Source organism: Clostridium senegalense JC122, assembly GCF_000285575.1.
Taxonomy (GTDB): Bacteria; Bacillota; Clostridia; order Clostridiales; family Clostridiaceae; genus Clostridium_J; species Clostridium_J senegalense.
The window spans coordinates 545,701-562,612 of record NZ_HE611050.1 but is presented as its reverse complement, the minus strand read 5'-3'; the positions used below and the strand labels follow the sequence as shown (position 1 = coordinate 562,612).

20 protein-coding genes, 1 pseudogene and 1 other annotated feature are annotated in these 16,912 nt (G+C 27.2%); all 21 genes and pseudogenes read left to right on the top strand.

The window, feature by feature from the left end; genetic code table 11:
• Positions 1-110: 110 nt before the first annotated feature.
• The 21 genes and pseudogenes from minC to CSGHG_RS03170 all read left to right on the top strand — a co-directional run bounded on the left by minC (position 111) and on the right by CSGHG_RS03170 (position 16,897).
• Complete coding sequence (minC, locus tag CSGHG_RS03260; RefSeq protein ID WP_010292681.1) at positions 111-743, top strand: septum site-determining protein MinC; 633 nt, start codon at positions 111-113, stop codon at positions 741-743.
• 13 nt (positions 744-756) lie between these two features.
• Entirely contained in the window at positions 757-1,563 is an 807-nt protein-coding gene (gene minD, locus CSGHG_RS03255) for a septum site-determining protein MinD (protein ID WP_010292680.1), read from the top strand.
• Positions 1,564-1,572: 9 nt separating this feature from the next.
• On the top strand, positions 1,573-1,839 hold the full coding sequence (gene minE, locus CSGHG_RS03250) for a cell division topological specificity factor MinE (protein WP_010292678.1): 267 nt from the start codon (positions 1,573-1,575) through the stop codon (positions 1,837-1,839).
• A gap of 174 nt (positions 1,840-2,013) precedes the next feature.
• On the top strand, positions 2,014-3,126 hold the full coding sequence (gene rodA / locus CSGHG_RS03245) for a rod shape-determining protein RodA (RefSeq protein WP_026022207.1): 1,113 nt from the start codon (positions 2,014-2,016) through the stop codon (positions 3,124-3,126).
• Between the two features lie 10 nt (positions 3,127-3,136).
• A complete protein-coding gene (gene mgsA / locus CSGHG_RS03240) occupies positions 3,137-3,505 on the top strand; it encodes a methylglyoxal synthase (RefSeq protein ID WP_010292676.1) in 369 nt (122 codons plus the stop codon).
• Between the two features lie 307 nt (positions 3,506-3,812).
• Positions 3,813-4,568 carry a M23 family metallopeptidase gene (locus tag CSGHG_RS03235; RefSeq protein WP_010292674.1) on the top strand — a complete coding sequence of 252 codons (756 nt, stop codon included), beginning with the start codon at positions 3,813-3,815 and terminating at the stop codon, positions 4,566-4,568.
• 16 nt (positions 4,569-4,584) lie between these two features.
• Positions 4,585-5,427, top strand: a complete 843-nt coding sequence (locus tag CSGHG_RS03230; RefSeq protein ID WP_010292672.1) for a M50 family metallopeptidase — start codon at positions 4,585-4,587, stop codon at positions 5,425-5,427.
• Between the two features lie 69 nt (positions 5,428-5,496).
• Positions 5,497-7,356 (top strand): TIGR03960 family B12-binding radical SAM protein, encoded by a 1,860-nt coding sequence (locus CSGHG_RS03225; protein WP_010292670.1) that lies wholly within the window; start codon positions 5,497-5,499, stop codon positions 7,354-7,356.
• Entirely contained in the window at positions 7,325-8,029 is a 705-nt protein-coding gene (locus tag CSGHG_RS03220; protein ID WP_010292668.1) for a TIGR03936 family radical SAM-associated protein, read from the top strand. The genes CSGHG_RS03225 and CSGHG_RS03220 overlap by 32 nt, the downstream gene beginning before the upstream one ends.
• Positions 8,030-8,050: 21 nt before the next feature.
• Entirely contained in the window at positions 8,051-8,938 is an 888-nt protein-coding gene (locus CSGHG_RS24055; RefSeq protein ID WP_010292665.1) for a ribonuclease E/G, read from the top strand.
• Complete coding sequence (locus CSGHG_RS24050) at positions 8,919-9,497, top strand: ribonuclease E/G (protein WP_010292662.1); 579 nt, start codon at positions 8,919-8,921, stop codon at positions 9,495-9,497. The genes CSGHG_RS24055 and CSGHG_RS24050 overlap by 20 nt, the downstream gene beginning before the upstream one ends.
• Before the next feature lie 141 nt (positions 9,498-9,638).
• Positions 9,639-9,704: a sequence feature (ribosomal protein L21 leader region), on the top strand.
• 11 nt (positions 9,705-9,715) lie between these two features.
• Positions 9,716-10,027: a 50S ribosomal protein L21 gene (gene rplU / locus CSGHG_RS03210; protein WP_010292661.1), complete on the top strand. Its 312-nt coding sequence runs from the start codon at positions 9,716-9,718 to the stop codon at positions 10,025-10,027.
• Between the two features lie 2 nt (positions 10,028-10,029).
• The gene (locus CSGHG_RS03205) at positions 10,030-10,377 is read left to right on the top strand and encodes a ribosomal-processing cysteine protease Prp (protein ID WP_010292659.1); all 348 of its coding nucleotides are present in this window, start codon (positions 10,030-10,032) and stop codon (positions 10,375-10,377) included.
• A 1-nt stretch (position 10,378) separates the two neighbouring features.
• Positions 10,379-10,681, top strand: a complete 303-nt coding sequence (gene rpmA, locus CSGHG_RS03200; protein ID WP_010292658.1) for a 50S ribosomal protein L27 — start codon at positions 10,379-10,381, stop codon at positions 10,679-10,681.
• A 412-nt stretch (positions 10,682-11,093) separates the two neighbouring features.
• Entirely contained in the window at positions 11,094-12,371 is a 1,278-nt protein-coding gene (gene obgE, locus CSGHG_RS03195) for a GTPase ObgE (RefSeq protein WP_010292657.1), read from the top strand.
• Positions 12,372-12,380: 9 nt separating this feature from the next.
• Positions 12,381-12,674, top strand: a complete 294-nt coding sequence (gene yhbY / locus CSGHG_RS03190) for a ribosome assembly RNA-binding protein YhbY (RefSeq protein ID WP_010292656.1) — start codon at positions 12,381-12,383, stop codon at positions 12,672-12,674.
• A gap of 127 nt (positions 12,675-12,801) precedes the next feature.
• Positions 12,802-13,395, top strand: a pseudogene (gene nadD / locus CSGHG_RS19755) (nicotinate-nucleotide adenylyltransferase); the annotation flags it as partial.
• An 18-nt stretch (positions 13,396-13,413) separates the two neighbouring features.
• The gene (gene yqeK / locus CSGHG_RS22450) at positions 13,414-13,980 is read left to right on the top strand and encodes a bis(5'-nucleosyl)-tetraphosphatase (symmetrical) YqeK (RefSeq protein WP_081496266.1); all 567 of its coding nucleotides are present in this window, start codon (positions 13,414-13,416) and stop codon (positions 13,978-13,980) included.
• A gap of 126 nt (positions 13,981-14,106) precedes the next feature.
• On the top strand, positions 14,107-15,258 hold the full coding sequence (locus CSGHG_RS03180; protein WP_010292652.1) for an LCP family protein: 1,152 nt from the start codon (positions 14,107-14,109) through the stop codon (positions 15,256-15,258).
• Between the two features lie 71 nt (positions 15,259-15,329).
• Entirely contained in the window at positions 15,330-15,713 is a 384-nt protein-coding gene (locus CSGHG_RS03175) for a RidA family protein (RefSeq protein WP_010292649.1), read from the top strand.
• Between the two features lie 275 nt (positions 15,714-15,988).
• Positions 15,989-16,897 carry an RluA family pseudouridine synthase gene (locus CSGHG_RS03170; protein WP_010292648.1) on the top strand — a complete coding sequence of 303 codons (909 nt, stop codon included), beginning with the start codon at positions 15,989-15,991 and terminating at the stop codon, positions 16,895-16,897.
• Positions 16,898-16,912 lie beyond the last annotated feature (15 nt).

The window sequence follows — 16,912 nt, the reverse complement described above, 5'->3', positions numbered from 1 at the left end:
AACATGGATTCTTTCTAGATTTGCTAAAAAATAGAAATTTTTTAATCAAAAAGAAGGATTTTAATTAAACATGTTGAAATATATCAAATAGCATAGTGTGGAGGATATGTATGCAAGGAGATAATATTATACTAAAAGGAAATAGAGATGGACTTAATGTTATTATAGATATTAATAAGTTTAGAAGCTTTGAAGATATGATTAGTTGTTTAATAGAAAAACTTTCAAAAGGGAAAAATTTTTATAAAGGTTGTACTATAAAAATAACTACTCAGATAAAGGAATTTACAAAGCGAGAATTAAATTATATAAAAGATATATTGTTTGAAAAAATTTATATAAAAGATTGTATATTTATAGACATAGAAGAAACAAATACAAAAATGTTTAATGGAGTTTATGAAGGAAGAACTAAATATCTTAGAAAGAGTATTAGAAGTGGACAAACTTATGAGTATTTAGGAAATTTAGTTATAATAGGAGATATAAATCCAGGAGCAGAAGTATGTGCTGCTGGTAACATTATAGTTTTAGGAAGTATAAAAGGTTGTGTTCATGCTGGATGTACAGGAAATGAAAAAGCTATAATAGGGGCTTTTTATTTAAATCCTCAAATATTAAAGATTGCAAATTTGATGACAATATCTCCAGACGATGGAATTAAACCTACATATCCAGAAATTGCAAAAATAAAAAATGGAAACATAATAGTTGAACCGTATTTAGTTAATAAATACATTTAATGGAGGAGATAGTATGGGAGAATCAATTGTTATAACTTCAGGAAAAGGTGGAGTTGGCAAAACAACAACAACAGCAAATATAGGTACTGCTTTAGCTTCTGCAGGAAAAAAAGTGGTAGTAATAGATGGTGATACAGGACTTAGAAATTTAGATGTTCTTATGGGTCTTGAAAATAGAGTAGTATTTACACTACTTGATGTAATAGATGAAAAATGTAGATTAAAACAGGCATTAATAAAGGATAAAAGATTTACCAATTTATTTTTATTGCCTACAGCTCAGACTAGGGATAAAAATGATGTTAATATAGAGGCTATGTTAAAGGTTGTTAATGATTTAAAAGATAATTTTGATTATGTTATAATTGATTGTCCAGCTGGTATTGAACAAGGGTTTGAAAATGCTATAGTAGGTGCTGATAGAGCTGTGGTTGTAGTTAACCCAGAAATAACATCGGTAAGGGATGCTGATAGAGTTATAGGAAAATTATGTGCAAAGGGATTAGAAGATACTCAATTAATAGTTAATAGAATAAATTTTGAGATGACACAAAATGGAGATATGTTGGATATTGAAGATATAAAAGAATGTCTTGCTATAAAATTAATAGGAGTTGTGCCTGATGATAAAAAGGTAACAGTATCTACTAATAAAGGTGAACCTATAGTATTAGACAATTCTGCTGATGCAGGGCAAGCATTTAATAATATTGCTAAAAGAATAATGGGATATGAAGTTCCATTTTTAGATTTAAGCGTAACGGTTCAACAAGGAGGTTTTTTTGCAACAATAAAGAAAATATTTGGGGGTAATAAATAGGAGGAAGTTATGGAATTCTTTAAATTATTTTCAAACAAAGCATCATCAAAAGGTATAGCTACAGATAGATTAAAGTTAATACTAATACATGATAGGGCAAATTTTTCTCCAGATTTATTAAATATGATAAAAGGAGATTTGCTTGAGGTTATATCTAAGTATGTTGAAATAGATGATAGTGAAGTAGATGTAAAAATAACAAAAACAGAAGAAATACAAGGATCTTCACCAGCATTAATAGCTAGTATACCTATAAAAAATATAAAACAAAGATAAATGAAAATAGTGTTGAAATAAAAATAATATTTTATTTCAACACTTATTTTATAATATATAATTTAATTTAAGAATTTATAAAAACAGTGTAGATATAAATTATAAAAACTTTTGTTATTATTTTAAATGTGCTATAATCATATTTATGTTGGAGGGATAATTATGCTGATGAATATGATAAATAAGTTTAAATTAAATAGTAAACTTGTAAAAAGATTAGATTATAGCATCATAATTGTAGTTGTTTTAATTGTCGCATTTTCTATATTAAATATATATAGTGCAACTAACAGTACTGCTGGAATATATTATGCTAAGTTACAGTTTATGTGGCTTATAGTTGGATTAATAGCTATGTACATAATGCTTATTTGGGATTATAATTTAATTCTAAATTATGCTTCTATAATTTATTGGGGTGGAGTAATTTTGCTTATTTTAAATGACTTCCTTATAGGAAGTAATGTAAATGGAGCTACAGGTTGGATTAGTATTGGTAATAGAGCTATTCAACCGGCTGAGTTTGCTAAAATAGGTATGATATTTATGTTAGCAAGGATTATTCAAGATATGGAAGGAAATGTGAATAACTTAAAAAGCATCTTGACTATGATGTTTTATGCAGCTATTCCTATGATTTTAATAGTTATACAACCAGATATGGGTATGACTATGGTTTCCTTTTTTATTATACTTCCAATAGTGGTTGTAGCAAATGTAGATTGGAAAATAATAACTGGTGGTTTGTCTTTTTTAATTGTAACTATAGTTGCATTGTGGAATTCTCCATTAATGCATGATTACTGGAAAAATAGATTAATTTCATTTTTAAATCCAGAACAATTTGAGTTGACATATGGACATCAAATTATACAATCTAAAATAGCTATAGGATCTGGTGGATTATTTGGACTTGGATTCTTAAATGGTAAACAATATAAATTTGTTCCGGAAAACCATACTGATTTTATATTTGCAGTTATAGGTGAAGAATGGGGAATGTTAGGTGCAATAATATTACTAATATTATATGGAATACTTTTATATAAGCTTATAAATATAGCAAAAACATCCAAGGATATGGCTGGAAGCATATTGTGTGCTGGTATGATTGGATTTATTATGTTTTCTATAATTCAAAATATGGGCATGGCAATAGGAATTATGCCAGTAACAGGTATAACTCTTCCCTTTGTAAGTTATGGAGGTAGTTCTATGCTTACTAACTTTATTTCTTTAGGATTAATGCTAAATGTAGGAATGAGAAGAAAGAAGATTAATTTCTAGGAGGAATTATATGAGAATTGCATTGATTGCTCATGATAAGAAAAAAGATGAAATGATAGATTTTGCAAGGAGATATAGAAAAATATTATGTAGACATGAATTGTATGCAACAGGCACTACTGGTAAATTTGTTGGGAAACTTGCAGACCTTGATATAAATACTTTTTTAACAGGAACCATGGGTGGGGGACAACAAATAGGAGCAAAGATAGCTCAAGGAGAAATAGACGTAGTATTTTTCTTTAGAGATCCATTAACTGCTCAACCACACGAACCCGATGTAAATGCTCTTATAAGACTTTGTGATGTACATTCAGTACCATTGGCAACAAATATAGGTACAGCAGAAGCAATTATTGTTGCAATGAAAAATAAATAAAAAAAGTTAAGCTATTCTAGATAGTGTAAAAATCTATCTAGAATAGCTTTTTATTATGTGAAAATTAATTTCAAATAGTAAAAATAAGTCTTTATAATAAAAAACAATACTCATAAAAGTTCAATCAATTAAATATAAATAAAAAAGTAGGAGTTTAAAAACTAATATCATATTTTGTATAGAAGGAACTTAAAAAAACTATATACGGAAAAATAAGTTTAAAATTTAATTTAGAATCTTATATTAATAGATATTTTAAGCAATATGATATTAGATAATCTAAAATATTAAATGGGGAGAGAGGGTTATGAATCATTATAAAGAACTTTATGAAAGATATTATAATAATCTTACAAAAGGAAAAAGAAATAATAGTGTAAATCGAAGGCATGGTTATGTACAACCTAATTTTCAAAGTGAAAAAAAATTAAGTTTAGCTAATAAATTTATAATTCAATTATCTATAGCTATATTTATGATGGTATTTTTTTTGGGGTGTAAAACTGTAAATAATGAGTATGGTAATAAATTACTAAAATGTGCAAATGGAGTTATAAATAGAACTTATGATTATAAATATGTTGTAAATAAAGTGGAAAATATGACTTTGGACGATGTAGAAAATATTAGTGTGCAAATGATTGATAAAATAAAGGCAGGATTTATAGGCGGAAAAACAATAATTGAAGAGCTAGAAACAGAGTATTCAATACCGGTTATGGCAAATAAATCTTCTGAAGATGATGTTTATAAAAAAAATAAAGATAATATTATAACATTTTCAATAAAAGAAAAGACACCTATAAAGAGTTGTAATTCAGGAAAAATAAAAGAAATAGATATGGATAAGAATTTAGGTAAATATATAATAATAGATCATGGTAAAGGGATAGAAAGTAAATATTATAATATATCAAAAATATTTGTTAAAGTTGGAGATAAGGTAGACAAAGATACAGTTATTGGTGAAATAGATGTATCATCTGGAGGTATCACAAATTTTTATTTTGAGATACTTTATATGGGAAAAGCACAAGATATATATAATAGTATGGTAATTTAAAAATATAGGTGAAATTTTGATAAAGTTTAATAAATATTTAATACCTTATCTAATATTTTTAATAGTTTTAGGATTAAATAAAAATTTATTTATGGGATTTTCTATAGTTATTATTCACGAGTTTTGCCATTATTTTATGGCAAGAATTTTAGGGTTTAAAGGTTTTTGTATAGAATTGCTTCCTGTTGGGGCAGCTATAAAACTTAAAGATTTAGATGAAGCTTCAATAAAGGAAGATATATTAATATCAATTAGTGGGCCAATAGGAAATTTTATTTTAGCATTAATAAGTTTAATACTATATACATTATATGGAAATATAGTAGTTAAAAGATTTTTAGATTATAATTTAGCTTTAGGTATGTTTAATTTGTTGCCATTATTCCCGTTAGATGGAGGACGAGTTTTAAAAGATATATTAAGAGCTAAATTTTTATATAAAAAAGCTAATGAAATAGCTTTAAACATAAGTATGTTTTGTGCCTATATAATTTTAATATTAGGTATAATTTCTTTACCTTATGATGTGTCAAATATAAATATAGTTTTAATATCTATTTTTATATTAATAATCACAAAGAAAGAGAAAGAAAGGATAGTTTATGTAATTATGGGTTATACAATAAAGAAAAGGGAGAAACTCTTAAAGAGAGGTTATATAGAAAATAAAAGTATATCTGTTTATTACAAATTAAATCTTATACAGTTATTAGATTTTATAGACAAAAATCATTATCATATATTTACTGTATTAGATGATAACATGGAAGTGTTAAAAACTATATATGAGGAAGAAATAATAGAGTTTTTAAAAAATGAGGGAAATGTAACCTTAGAAGAATTAATAAAAAAATATTAATATATATTTTGAATTATTATTAGCTTATGATAAAATAAAGTATTGTAATTAACTTAAGGAGGAATTTAAATGAAGAAAATTTCCGATGATATACTATATAAAGTTGAAAAACCAGCTAGATATATAGGTGGAGAATTTAATTCTTATAATAAAGATATAAACAAAGTAGATATAAGGTATGCATTTTGTTTTCCAGATGTTTATGAGGTAGGAATGTCTCATTTAGGAAGTAAAATACTATATCATGTTTTAAACCAAAGGGAAGATACATTTTGTGAAAGAGCTTATGCACCTTGGCCAGATATGGAAAAAGCTTTAAGGGATAATAATATTCCATTGTTTGCGTTAGAAAGTAAAGATTCTTTAAGTGAGTTTGATTTTTTAGGTTTTACTCTTCAATATGAAATGAGTTATACAAACATATTAAACATGTTAGATATGTCTAATATACCACTTAGGTCATCTGATAGAACAAAGGATCATCCAATAGTTATGATGGGAGGACCGTGTGCCTACAATCCAGAACCCCTTTATGATATTGCAGATTTATTTAGTTTAGGAGAAGGGGAAGAAGTTTTAAACGAACTTTTAGACTTATATAAAGAATATAAAGGTAAATCTAGAGAAGAGTACTTAAGAGCTGCTTCAAAAATTGAAGGAATATATGTTCCAAGTCTTTATAATGTAGAATATAACGATGATAATACGATAAAAAGCTTTGAGCCTAAGTATGAAGATGTACCCAAAATAGTTAAGAAAAGAATAATTACAAATTTTGATGAAAATACATATCCAGATAAACTTATAGTTCCTTATACAGAAATAGTGCATGACAGAATAACTCTTGAAACTTTTAGAGGATGTACAAGAGGGTGTAGATTTTGTCAAGCAGGTATGATTTATAGACCAGTTAGAGAAAAAAAGACATCTACTTTAGTTAATCAAGTAGATGATATTATAAAGAAGACAGGATATGAGGAAGTTTCATTAACATCACTTAGTATATGCGACTATTCAGATATACAAAATTTAGTTTTTTCTTTAATAGAAAAATATAAGGATAAAAAAATAGGTGTTTCATTACCATCTATTAGAATAGATTCATTTTCAGTAGATTTAATTAATGAGATACAAAAAGTTAGAAAAACAGGACTTACATTTGCGCCAGAAGCAGGCAGTCAAAGGATGAGAGATATAATAAATAAAGGTGTAAATGAAGAAAATTTATTAAACTCTAGTAGAAGTGCTTTTGAAGCTGGATGGTCAACATTAAAGTTATACTTTATGATAGGGCTTCCTTATGAAACTATGGATGATGTTATAGGAATTGGAACTCTTGGAGAAAAAGTTGTAGAAGAATATTTTAAGGTTCCTAAAAATGTAAGAAAAAGAGGACTTAGAGTGACTTTAAGCACATCTATTTTTGTTCCTAAGGCATTCACTCCATTCCAATGGGCACCAATGGATACAATGGAAAGTGTTAAAGGTAAGATTGGAAGTTTAAGAGATTCTATAAAAAGTAAAGCTATAGTTTATAATTGGCATGAATCACCAGTAAGTTATATGGAAGCAGTATTTGCAAGAGGTGATAGAAGATTATGTGATGTCTTAATTAAAGCTTTTGAAAAAGGAGCAAGATTTGATGGTTGGGGTGAATACTTTAGCTTTGAAACTTGGCAGGAAGCGTTGCATGAATGTGGAGTAGATGGAGATTTCTATACATATAGAGAAAGAAGTTATGATGAGATACTTCCATGGGATTTTATCAATATAGGTGTTACAAAAGAATACTTGATAAAAGAAAATGAAAATGCAAAAAAAGCAAGCTTAACTCCAGATTGTAGAGAAAGATGTACTGGGTGTGGAGTAAATGTAAACTTTAAGGAGGGGAAGTGCTTTGAAGGTGCGTTATTTAATAAAATACACTAAAGAAAGTGAAATAAAATTTATATCACATTTAGATTTAATGAGAACAATACAAAGAACAATAAGAAGAGCAGATTTACCAATTGAATATTCAAAAGGATTTAATCCTCATATGACCATATCTATAGCCCAACCACTTTCGGTAGGCGTATATTCTAGTGGGGAATATATGGATGTTGTATTTAAAGAGGAGATGCCTTCAGAGGAAATAGTAAAATTATTAAATACAAATGCCCCAATTGGCATTAAATTTTTAGATGCTAAAAAAGTTGAAAAAGAAGAAAACACTAAATCTCCACAAGCAATGGCTATAATAGACGAAGCTAAATATAAAATAAAATTAAAAACTAATAATTTAGAAGAAGCTTTAGAAGGAATAAAAAAATTAAATAATATAAAAGAATGGAATACTATTAAAAAAAGTAAAAAAGGTGAAAAAGAGGTTAATATTAAACCTTTAATAAAAAAGATATCTTTTTCTAAAGAAGATAATTATATAGTATTAAATTCTACATTGGCATGTGGTAGTAGAGCAAATCTTTCTGCAAGTTTATTAGCTGACTTTATAAAAGAAAATGTATATGCTATAGAAAAAGATGCTTTTGTAGATATAGAGAGAATAGATATGTATGCATTAAAAGGGAAAAAGATGCTTCCACTTAATGAATATTTTTAAAGTAGTTTGGAGTGTTTCTAATTGAAAGAAATATTTATTGAAAGACATGAGAAAATTGTTAGAATAGCGGTAAAAACTAATGGACAATTATCAGAATGTTATATAGAAGAAGAGAATAATGAACCTAAGGTTTCTAATATATATAAGGGAGTGGTGCAAAATATAGTGCCATCCATAAAATCTGCATTTATAGATATAGGCACAAAAAAGAATGCTTATATGTATTTAAAAGGAGATTTAAATACTTTAAAAAAGGGCCAAGAGGTTCTAGTAGAGGTTATAAAAGAACAAAGTGGTAAAAAAGGTGCTAAGGTAACAGAAAATGTAAATTTCCCAGGAAATTATGTTGTTTTATCAAATGGTCATAAAGAAATAAGATTTTCACCAAAAATAAGAGATGACAAATTTAAAGAAAATGCTATGATAAACATACATAAACCTGAAAATATAGGGGTTGTCATAAGAACCAGTGCGTATGGGATTCAAATTGATGAGATAAACAGGGAAATTCAAACTATTTATTCTATTTATGAAAATGTTGCTAAAAAGTTTACTTATTCTAAAAATATAGGTCTATTATATGATAATGATGGAATAATAGGAAATATATTAAAAGGATTAAAACATGAAAATTATAAAGTGATAGTAAATAATTTGAAAGACTTCAATTTTTGTAAAGAAATTTTAGAATATAAATTTGAAAAAGTTAATTTAGAAATATATGAAGATGCTATAAGTCTATTTAATTATTTTGGTATAGAAAAAGAAATTTTAAGTTTGAGAAATAATAAAGTAAATTTACCAAGTGGAGGGAATATAGTTATAGAAAAAACAGAAGCAATGCATGTTATAGATGTAAATTCTGCTAAAAATACTAAAAAATTCCTCTATGAAAAAAACTGTGTTTGAAACTAATTTAGAAGCGGCTGAAATTATTGCAGATCAGATAAAACTTAGAAACATAAGTGGAATCGTAGTTGTAGATTTCATAGATATGAAGGAAATAGAAGAGAAAAAAACAATAATAGAAGAGTTAAAAAAACATTTTAAAAATGACAAAAACAAAGTAAGTATATATGACTTTACTGAATTAAATCTTGTGCAAATAGCAAGACGAAGAAGTGGAAAGTCTATTTTTGAATACATATTTGAAAATTGTACTTCTTGCAATGGTAAGGGAGTTAAAGTAAAACTTTCGTATATAGAAACAATGATTCAAAATAATATAGAACGTTTAAAAGTAGAACAAGATGTAAAGAATATATATATAGAAATAAATGATATCTATAAAAATGAAATAAAAAGTGATATATTATCTTTTGTGAAAAACATTCATGGTCTAGATAAAAATATATATATTAATTATGTGCATGGTATAGATACATTTAAAATAGAGCCACTTATTTTTAATAGTCAAATAAAAAATCTACATATATATAAGGTTTATCCTGAAGAGTATATTGATTAAAGTATATTTAATTAAATAATAGATTAAAATATACTGTATAATTACGGTAGATTATTTTATTTTACATGAGTAATTAAAAATAATTTTTAACAATAAAAATCTTTACAAAGATATTTTTATGTGCTAAAATGGCTTTTGTAGACCGCACGGAAAAGGTGTTAAAACTTATTTAATTAAGTACCTTAAAAGGCGAGACTGGATTGAGGAGGTGTATTTACATGTACGCAGTATTACTTACTGGAGGAAAACAATATAGAGTTCAAGAGGGAGACGTTTTATTCGTTGAAAAACTTGAAGCTGAAGTTGATTCAACTGTAGAATTCGATCAAGTATTAGCAGTTGGAAAAGAGGAAGGTTTAGTAATTGGTAAGCCTGTAGTTGATGGAGCTAAAGTTGTTGCTAAAGTTGTAGCACAAGGAAAAGCTAAAAAGGTTATAGTATTCAAATATAAGCCTAAAAAAGACTACAGAAAGAAACAAGGACACAGACAACCTTTCACTAAAATCGTAATTGAGAAAATAGAGGCTTAATTGTGATTAATATAAATTTTACAAAAAAATCTAGTGAGTTAGTATCGTTTCGTGTAAATGGTCATGCTGAATATTATGATCGACAAGAAAAAGTAACTGTTTATGATGATGTAGTTTGTGGATGTGTATCAAATTTAGCACAGGTAACAATCTTAGGATTAGTAGAAGTGTTAAAGTTAAATGCAACTTATGTTGCAGATGAAGGTGATATACAATTAGATATATCAAACTTATTACATAGTGAAATAGAGAGTGCACAGGTTCTGCTTGAAACGATGTTACTAGGGTTGCAAAATTTAGAAATAAGTTATGGAAAATACCTTAAAGTATTAGTAGAGGAGGTGCAGTGATATGTTACTAATAAACCTTCAGTTATGTGCTCACAAAAAAGGAGTAGGTAGCTCAAAAAACGGAAGAGATAGTGAATCTAAGAGACTTGGTGTTAAGCGTGCAGATGGACAATTTGTACTTGCTGGAAACATCTTAGTTAGACAAAGAGGAACAAAAATCCATCCAGGAAATAACGTTGGAATAGGTGGAGATGATACTCTTTTCGCTAAAATAGATGGTGTTGTAAGATACGAGAGAATGGGTAAAGACAAGAAAAAAGCTAGTATTTATCCAGTTGATGTAGAAGTTGCAATAGCTGAATAGTTTAAAGGCACCCTTTATAGGGGTGCTTTTTTAATTAAGAATTAGGAATTAAGAATTAGAAAAATAGAATCGTCATTTAGTTATTATAATTAAAAAAAATAGAAACACTTAAAGTTTTATAACTAAGAATTTATCATCAATGGTTTTTATAATTTAAATTCTAAACTTATAAAAACTTATTGTGTATAAGGATATAAATGCGTATTATTAATTATATATGGGCAAAACTTTATAATATAAAGTGGAGACAAAGAATTAATACAAAATGATTCTTAATTCCTAATTCTTAAGGCATATGAAAGCAAATAACAGAAGAAAATATATGTGTATTACTTAAAAAGACACGTTGAATTTCATTTGTAATTTAATTAAGTATGACTAAATATAATTTTAGAAAGTAAGGTGAAGATATATGTTTATAGATACAGCGAAGATATTTGTTAAATCAGGAACTGGTGGTAATGGATGTATTTCATTTAGAAGAGAAAAATATGTTCCACTTGGAGGACCAGATGGTGGAGACGGTGGAAACGGTGGAAGTATAATATTAAAAGCTGACCGTAATATGACAACGCTATTAGATTTTTCATATAATAGAAAATTTATAGCAAATGATGGAGGAAAAGGTGAAGGTTCCAAATGTTATGGAAGAGATGGTGAAGACCTTATAATAAATGTTCCAATGGGTACAGTTATAAGAGATGCTGAAACAAATAAAATAATGTGTGATTTATCACATGCTGACGATACATATGTAGTTTGTAAAGGTGGAAAAGGCGGAAAAGGAAACTGTAAGTTCTGTACACCAACAAGACAGGCTCCAACTTTTGCAGAACCAGGGATGCCAGGAGAAGAAAGATTTATTAAATTAGAACTAAAATTACTTGCTGATGTTGGTCTTTTAGGATTCCCTAATGTAGGTAAATCAACATTACTTTCTGTTGTATCAAAGGCAAGACCTAAAATAGCAAACTACCATTTTACAACATTAAAGCCTAATTTAGGTGTTGTAAGTTTAAAAGGAATACAAAACTTTGTTATTGCTGATATACCAGGAATAATAGAAGGAGCATCTGAAGGTGTAGGATTAGGACTTGATTTCTTAAGACATATAGAAAGAACAAGACTTCTTATACATGTAATAGATATTTCAGGCCTAGAAGGTAGAGATCCTATTGATGATTTCAAAAGAATAAATGAAGAATTAAAAAAATATAGTATTAAATTATGGGATAGACCACAAATAATTGCTGCAAATAAATCTGATATGTTATTTGATGAAGAAGTTTTTGAAAACTTTAAAAAAGAATTGAATAAAATGGGATATGATAAAGTGTTTAAAATCTCTGCAGCTACTAATAAAGGTGTAGATGAACTGATGAAAGAAGCAGCTGAAATGTTAACACACATACCAGTAGAAGATCTTCAAATAAGTGATGATGAAAAATATATACCAGAAGAAAAAAGATTTACGTACACTATAAAAGAAGAAGAAGAAGGTATATTTGTAGTAGAAGGATCTTTTGTTGATAGACTACTTAACAGTGTAAATGTTAATGATCCAGATTCATTAAGATATTTCCATAAAGTATTAAGAAATAAGGGAGTATTTGATGATTTAAAAGAAATGGGAGTACAAGACGGAGATATTATAAGGCTTAATGATTTTGAATTTGAGTTTTTACTATAGGAGGAAAATATGATAACAACTAAACAAAGAGGATACTTAAGAAAATTAGCAAATGATATGAACCCTATATTTCAAGTGGGTAAAGGTGGAATAGAAGAAAATTTCTTAGCACAAGTAGATACTGCTTTAGAAGCACGAGAGTTAATAAAAATAAAAACTCTTAACAATAGTGGAATTACTTCAAGAGAAGCATCTGATTATATATGCGAGAAATTAAACTGTGAAGGAATTCAAGCTATAGGTAGTAAGCTTGTATTATATAGAAAGTCAAAGAAAAAACCTAAAATAGAATTACCAAAGTAATATAAAGCAAATAAAAGTATCTTTTAGTTAAATCAAAATAACTAAAAGGGTAAATGAAATTTTAAATTTGGTAAATATTATTTTATGTGATATTATATATAATAGATTAAAAAGAGAAGGTTTTACTATGAAAAAAGCTATATTTGGAGGAACTTTTGACCCAATACATAATGGTCATATGAATATTGCATATGAAGCATTATATAAGTTAAAGTTGGATAAAATAATTTTTGTACCAAGTGGAAATCCACCACATAAAGATAAAAGGAATGTGACTGATGGAAGAATAAGGTATGACATTGTTAATGCTGCTATAAATGGTGAAAAGTATTTTGAAATAGATGATTATGAAATAGTAAGAGATGAAGCTAGTTACACATATAAAACCTTAGAGCATTTTAAAAAAATAGAATCTAATACAGATTGGTATTTTATTGTTGGTGCAGACAGTTTACTTGAAATAGAAAAATGGAAAAATGTAAAAGGACTATTAAAACTATGTAATCTCATAGTTTTTAATAGGCCTGGTTATGATATTCAAGATGTTAAACAACAAAAAAAATATATAGAAAAAAAATATAAAACGAAAATAATGTTTTTAAACGTTCCGTTAGTAGATATTTCATCAACTAATATAAAAAAGAAAATTTTAAAAGGTGAAAATATTAAGTACCTTATTCCAAATGAAGTTTTTCATAAAATACTTGAACTAAAGTTATATTCAAGAGGATGTGGAGAAATGGTCAATGAGACTGAAATATATCAGTACATTAGAGGAGCTTTAAAGCCTAAAAGATATACTCATACTTTAGGTGTTTTAGAAACTGCTGAGAATTTATGTGAAATTCATGGTTGTGATAAATATAAAACACGAATAGCTGCACTTTTACATGATTGTGCTAAAAATATGAGTAATGATGAATTAATTAAAATAACTAAAGAAAATAACTTAATAGAAATAGATGAGGTTATAGAGCATTCGCCTATGTTATTGCATGGATTTGTAGGGGCATATATAGCAGGTGAAAAATTTAATATAACTGATGTAGATATTATTAATTCAATTAAGTATCATACAACTGGAAGACCTAATATGAGTATTTTAGAAAAAATAATATATATATCAGATGGAATAGAACCTTCAAGAAAATTTGAAGGAGTAGAAGATATTAGAGAAGTAGCAATAAAAGATTTAGATAAAGCTTTACTTATGATGTATAATCAAACTATAAAGTATATAATATCTAAAAATCAATTACTTTATCCAAAAACGATAGAGGCTAGAAATTACCTACTAATAAAATAATTGAGGTATTAATATGGGAGAAAATAATAAAAAAACAAAGAAAAAAAGAAATAAAAAGTCATCATCACTAAAAAAATATTAATAATATTTTCCTTTTTAATATTTATGGTGGTTGGCGGTGGATATATGTATTTATCCACATTTAGTAATAACTCTGTAGATATTACTGGTAATGACAAAGATAGGAATCAAACTAAAGATGTAGAATCAGCAAATTTTTTAGTTATGGGTGTAGATTTAGGGTCAGGAGATGAGAATGATAAAAATGATCCTAAAAGAACAGATACTATAATGTTGGTTCATTATAATAAAGTTGATAAAAAGTATGATGTAATTTCAATTCCAAGAGACACTTTAGTAGAGTTGGAAGAAGGAACTCAGAAAATAAATGCAGCACATGCTATTGGTGGAGTTCAATATTTAGTTGATACAGTGGAAGATTTGTTAAATGTAAACATAGATTACTATGTAAAATTGGATACAATAGCGTTTAGAGAAATAATAGATGCTATTGGTGGTGTGGATATAGTTATAGATCAAGACATGTACTATGATGACCCAGTTCAAGACTTGCATATAAATTTTACTGCTAGTACAAAGCCTCAGCATTTAGATGGAAAGAAAGCAGAAGAGTTCTTTAGATGGAGAAAAAACAATGATGGTACAGGACTTGTAGAAGGTGATATAGGAAGAATAAAACAGCAACAAAAATTTTATAATGCCTTGTTATCTAAAGTTCAGAGTCCATCAATAATAACTAAAGCTCCAAAAATATTAGGTGTTTTTCCTAAATATTTAGAGACTAATTTAAATGCTATGGAAATTATGGATTATGGATTAAATGTGATTTCAACACCTAAAAATAATATAGCATTCCATACATTAAGTGGAGAAGATGCATGGATTGATGAAACATCGTATTATATATATAAAGAAGAAATGAATAGTGATATTATATCCATATTAAAGAACGAAGATCCAAGTACTATTAATAAATCAAAACTTAGAGTTAGTATTTTAAATGGTACTAATCAAGGTGGATTAGCAGAAACTTTCGCAAATGGAATACTTGCAAAAGGATATGAAAATTGTATATATGGAAATTATGATCAATCTTTAAAACCAGTTAGCGTATCTGAAATTAGATTATATGGTCTAGAAGAAAAAGATAAAGCTAGTATAGAAAAAGATTTTGGTATAAGTAATATTAAAATAATGAAAGAAGTAAATCCTGATTGTGAGATAGAAGTAATTTTAGGAGAAGATAAGACACAGTAATTTAATTAGCTAATAGATTCATTATAAATTGAATTTATAAATATACACACAATTTCAAGGAGGAATTTAAAATGGAAAAGAAAATAATACACACAGAAAAAGCACCTGCAGCTTTAGGACCATACTCTCAAGCTGTTAAAGCAGGAAACATGGTTTACACTTCAGGACAATTAGCAATAAACTCTGCAACTGGAGAATTAGTAAATGATGATATAAGAAAAGCTACAGAGCAATCTTTAAATAACGTTAAAGCTATATTAGAAGAAGCTGGAACTTCAATGGATAAAGTAGTTAAAACATTAGTTTTATTAAAAGATATAAATGATTTTGCTGCTATGAATGAAGTATATGGAACATTCTTTACATCAAATCCACCAGCAAGATCTTGTTTCCAAGTTGGAGCATTACCAAAAGATGCTTTAGTTGAAATAGAAGTAGTAGCAATAGCTGAATAATAAATTGAAACTCCGGAATATATTCTGGAGTTTTTTTTGTGTGAAAAAAAGTTTTTTGGTATAATTAAAATATTAAGAGGAATTTTAATATATTTTTATGTGATTTTATGAATACTGTAAGAGGACACATATTTATCTTGTGTGCCAGTTAATCCATACATATATTAGGTAGAAAAATAAATAAAAAATTTTTATAATAGTTCACAAATCAATTTCTGGTTATAAGAAACTATATATAGAATTTTATATGAAAAATAATAATAGGTGGTGAAATCTTGGATAGCAATTTAATATATAAAGTTGAATCAAAAGGTGAAGGTATGAAGGTTAGAGACTACATGAAAGATGTTTTAGAGCTTTCAGGTAGATTCATAAAAAAGGTTGGGTTAAGCGATAGAATAAAAATAAATGGTAATGTTGTAAGGCTAAACCATAAGTTAACAGAAGGAGATATATTAATAATTCAAGTAGAGAAAAAAAATGAGAGTCAAAATATAATACCAGAAAAAATGGATATTGATGTTGTGTATGAGGATATGGATTTAATAATAGTAAATAAACCAGTGAATATGGTGGTTCATCCAACTAAAAGTTATCCTACAGGAACTCTTTCAAATGGAGTTCTAAATTATTTTAGAGAGAATGGTGAGAATTGCATAGTAAGATTAGTTAGTAGATTAGATATGGATACCTCAGGGTTAATAATGATTGCTAAAAACCAATTTGCCCATATGAATTTAGCTAAAAGTATGGAAAATAACCTTATAACTAAAAAGTATCTTGCTATATGTCATAACGGTATATTAGAAGATAGTGGTACTATAAATGCTAATATAGGAATAATGAAAGAAGACAGTATAAAAAGATCTGTAATGGACAGTGGACAAAGAAGTATAACACATTTTAAAGTATTAGAAAGATTCAAAAAAGGTAGTTTAATAGAATTAAAGTTAGAGACTGGGAGAACTCATCAAATAAGAGTTCATCTTAGTTACTTAAATTGTTCTATATATGGTGATTCCTTATATGGTAAAGAAGAAAAAGAATATATAAAAAGGCAAGCATTGCATGCATATAAATTAATACTTCCTCATCCACGAACTGGTAAAATTATTGAAGTTGAGAAGGAAATGCCACAAGACATGAAAAGACTTGTACATATTTTAAAAGAAGATGAAAAATAAAAGACATTAGTACAT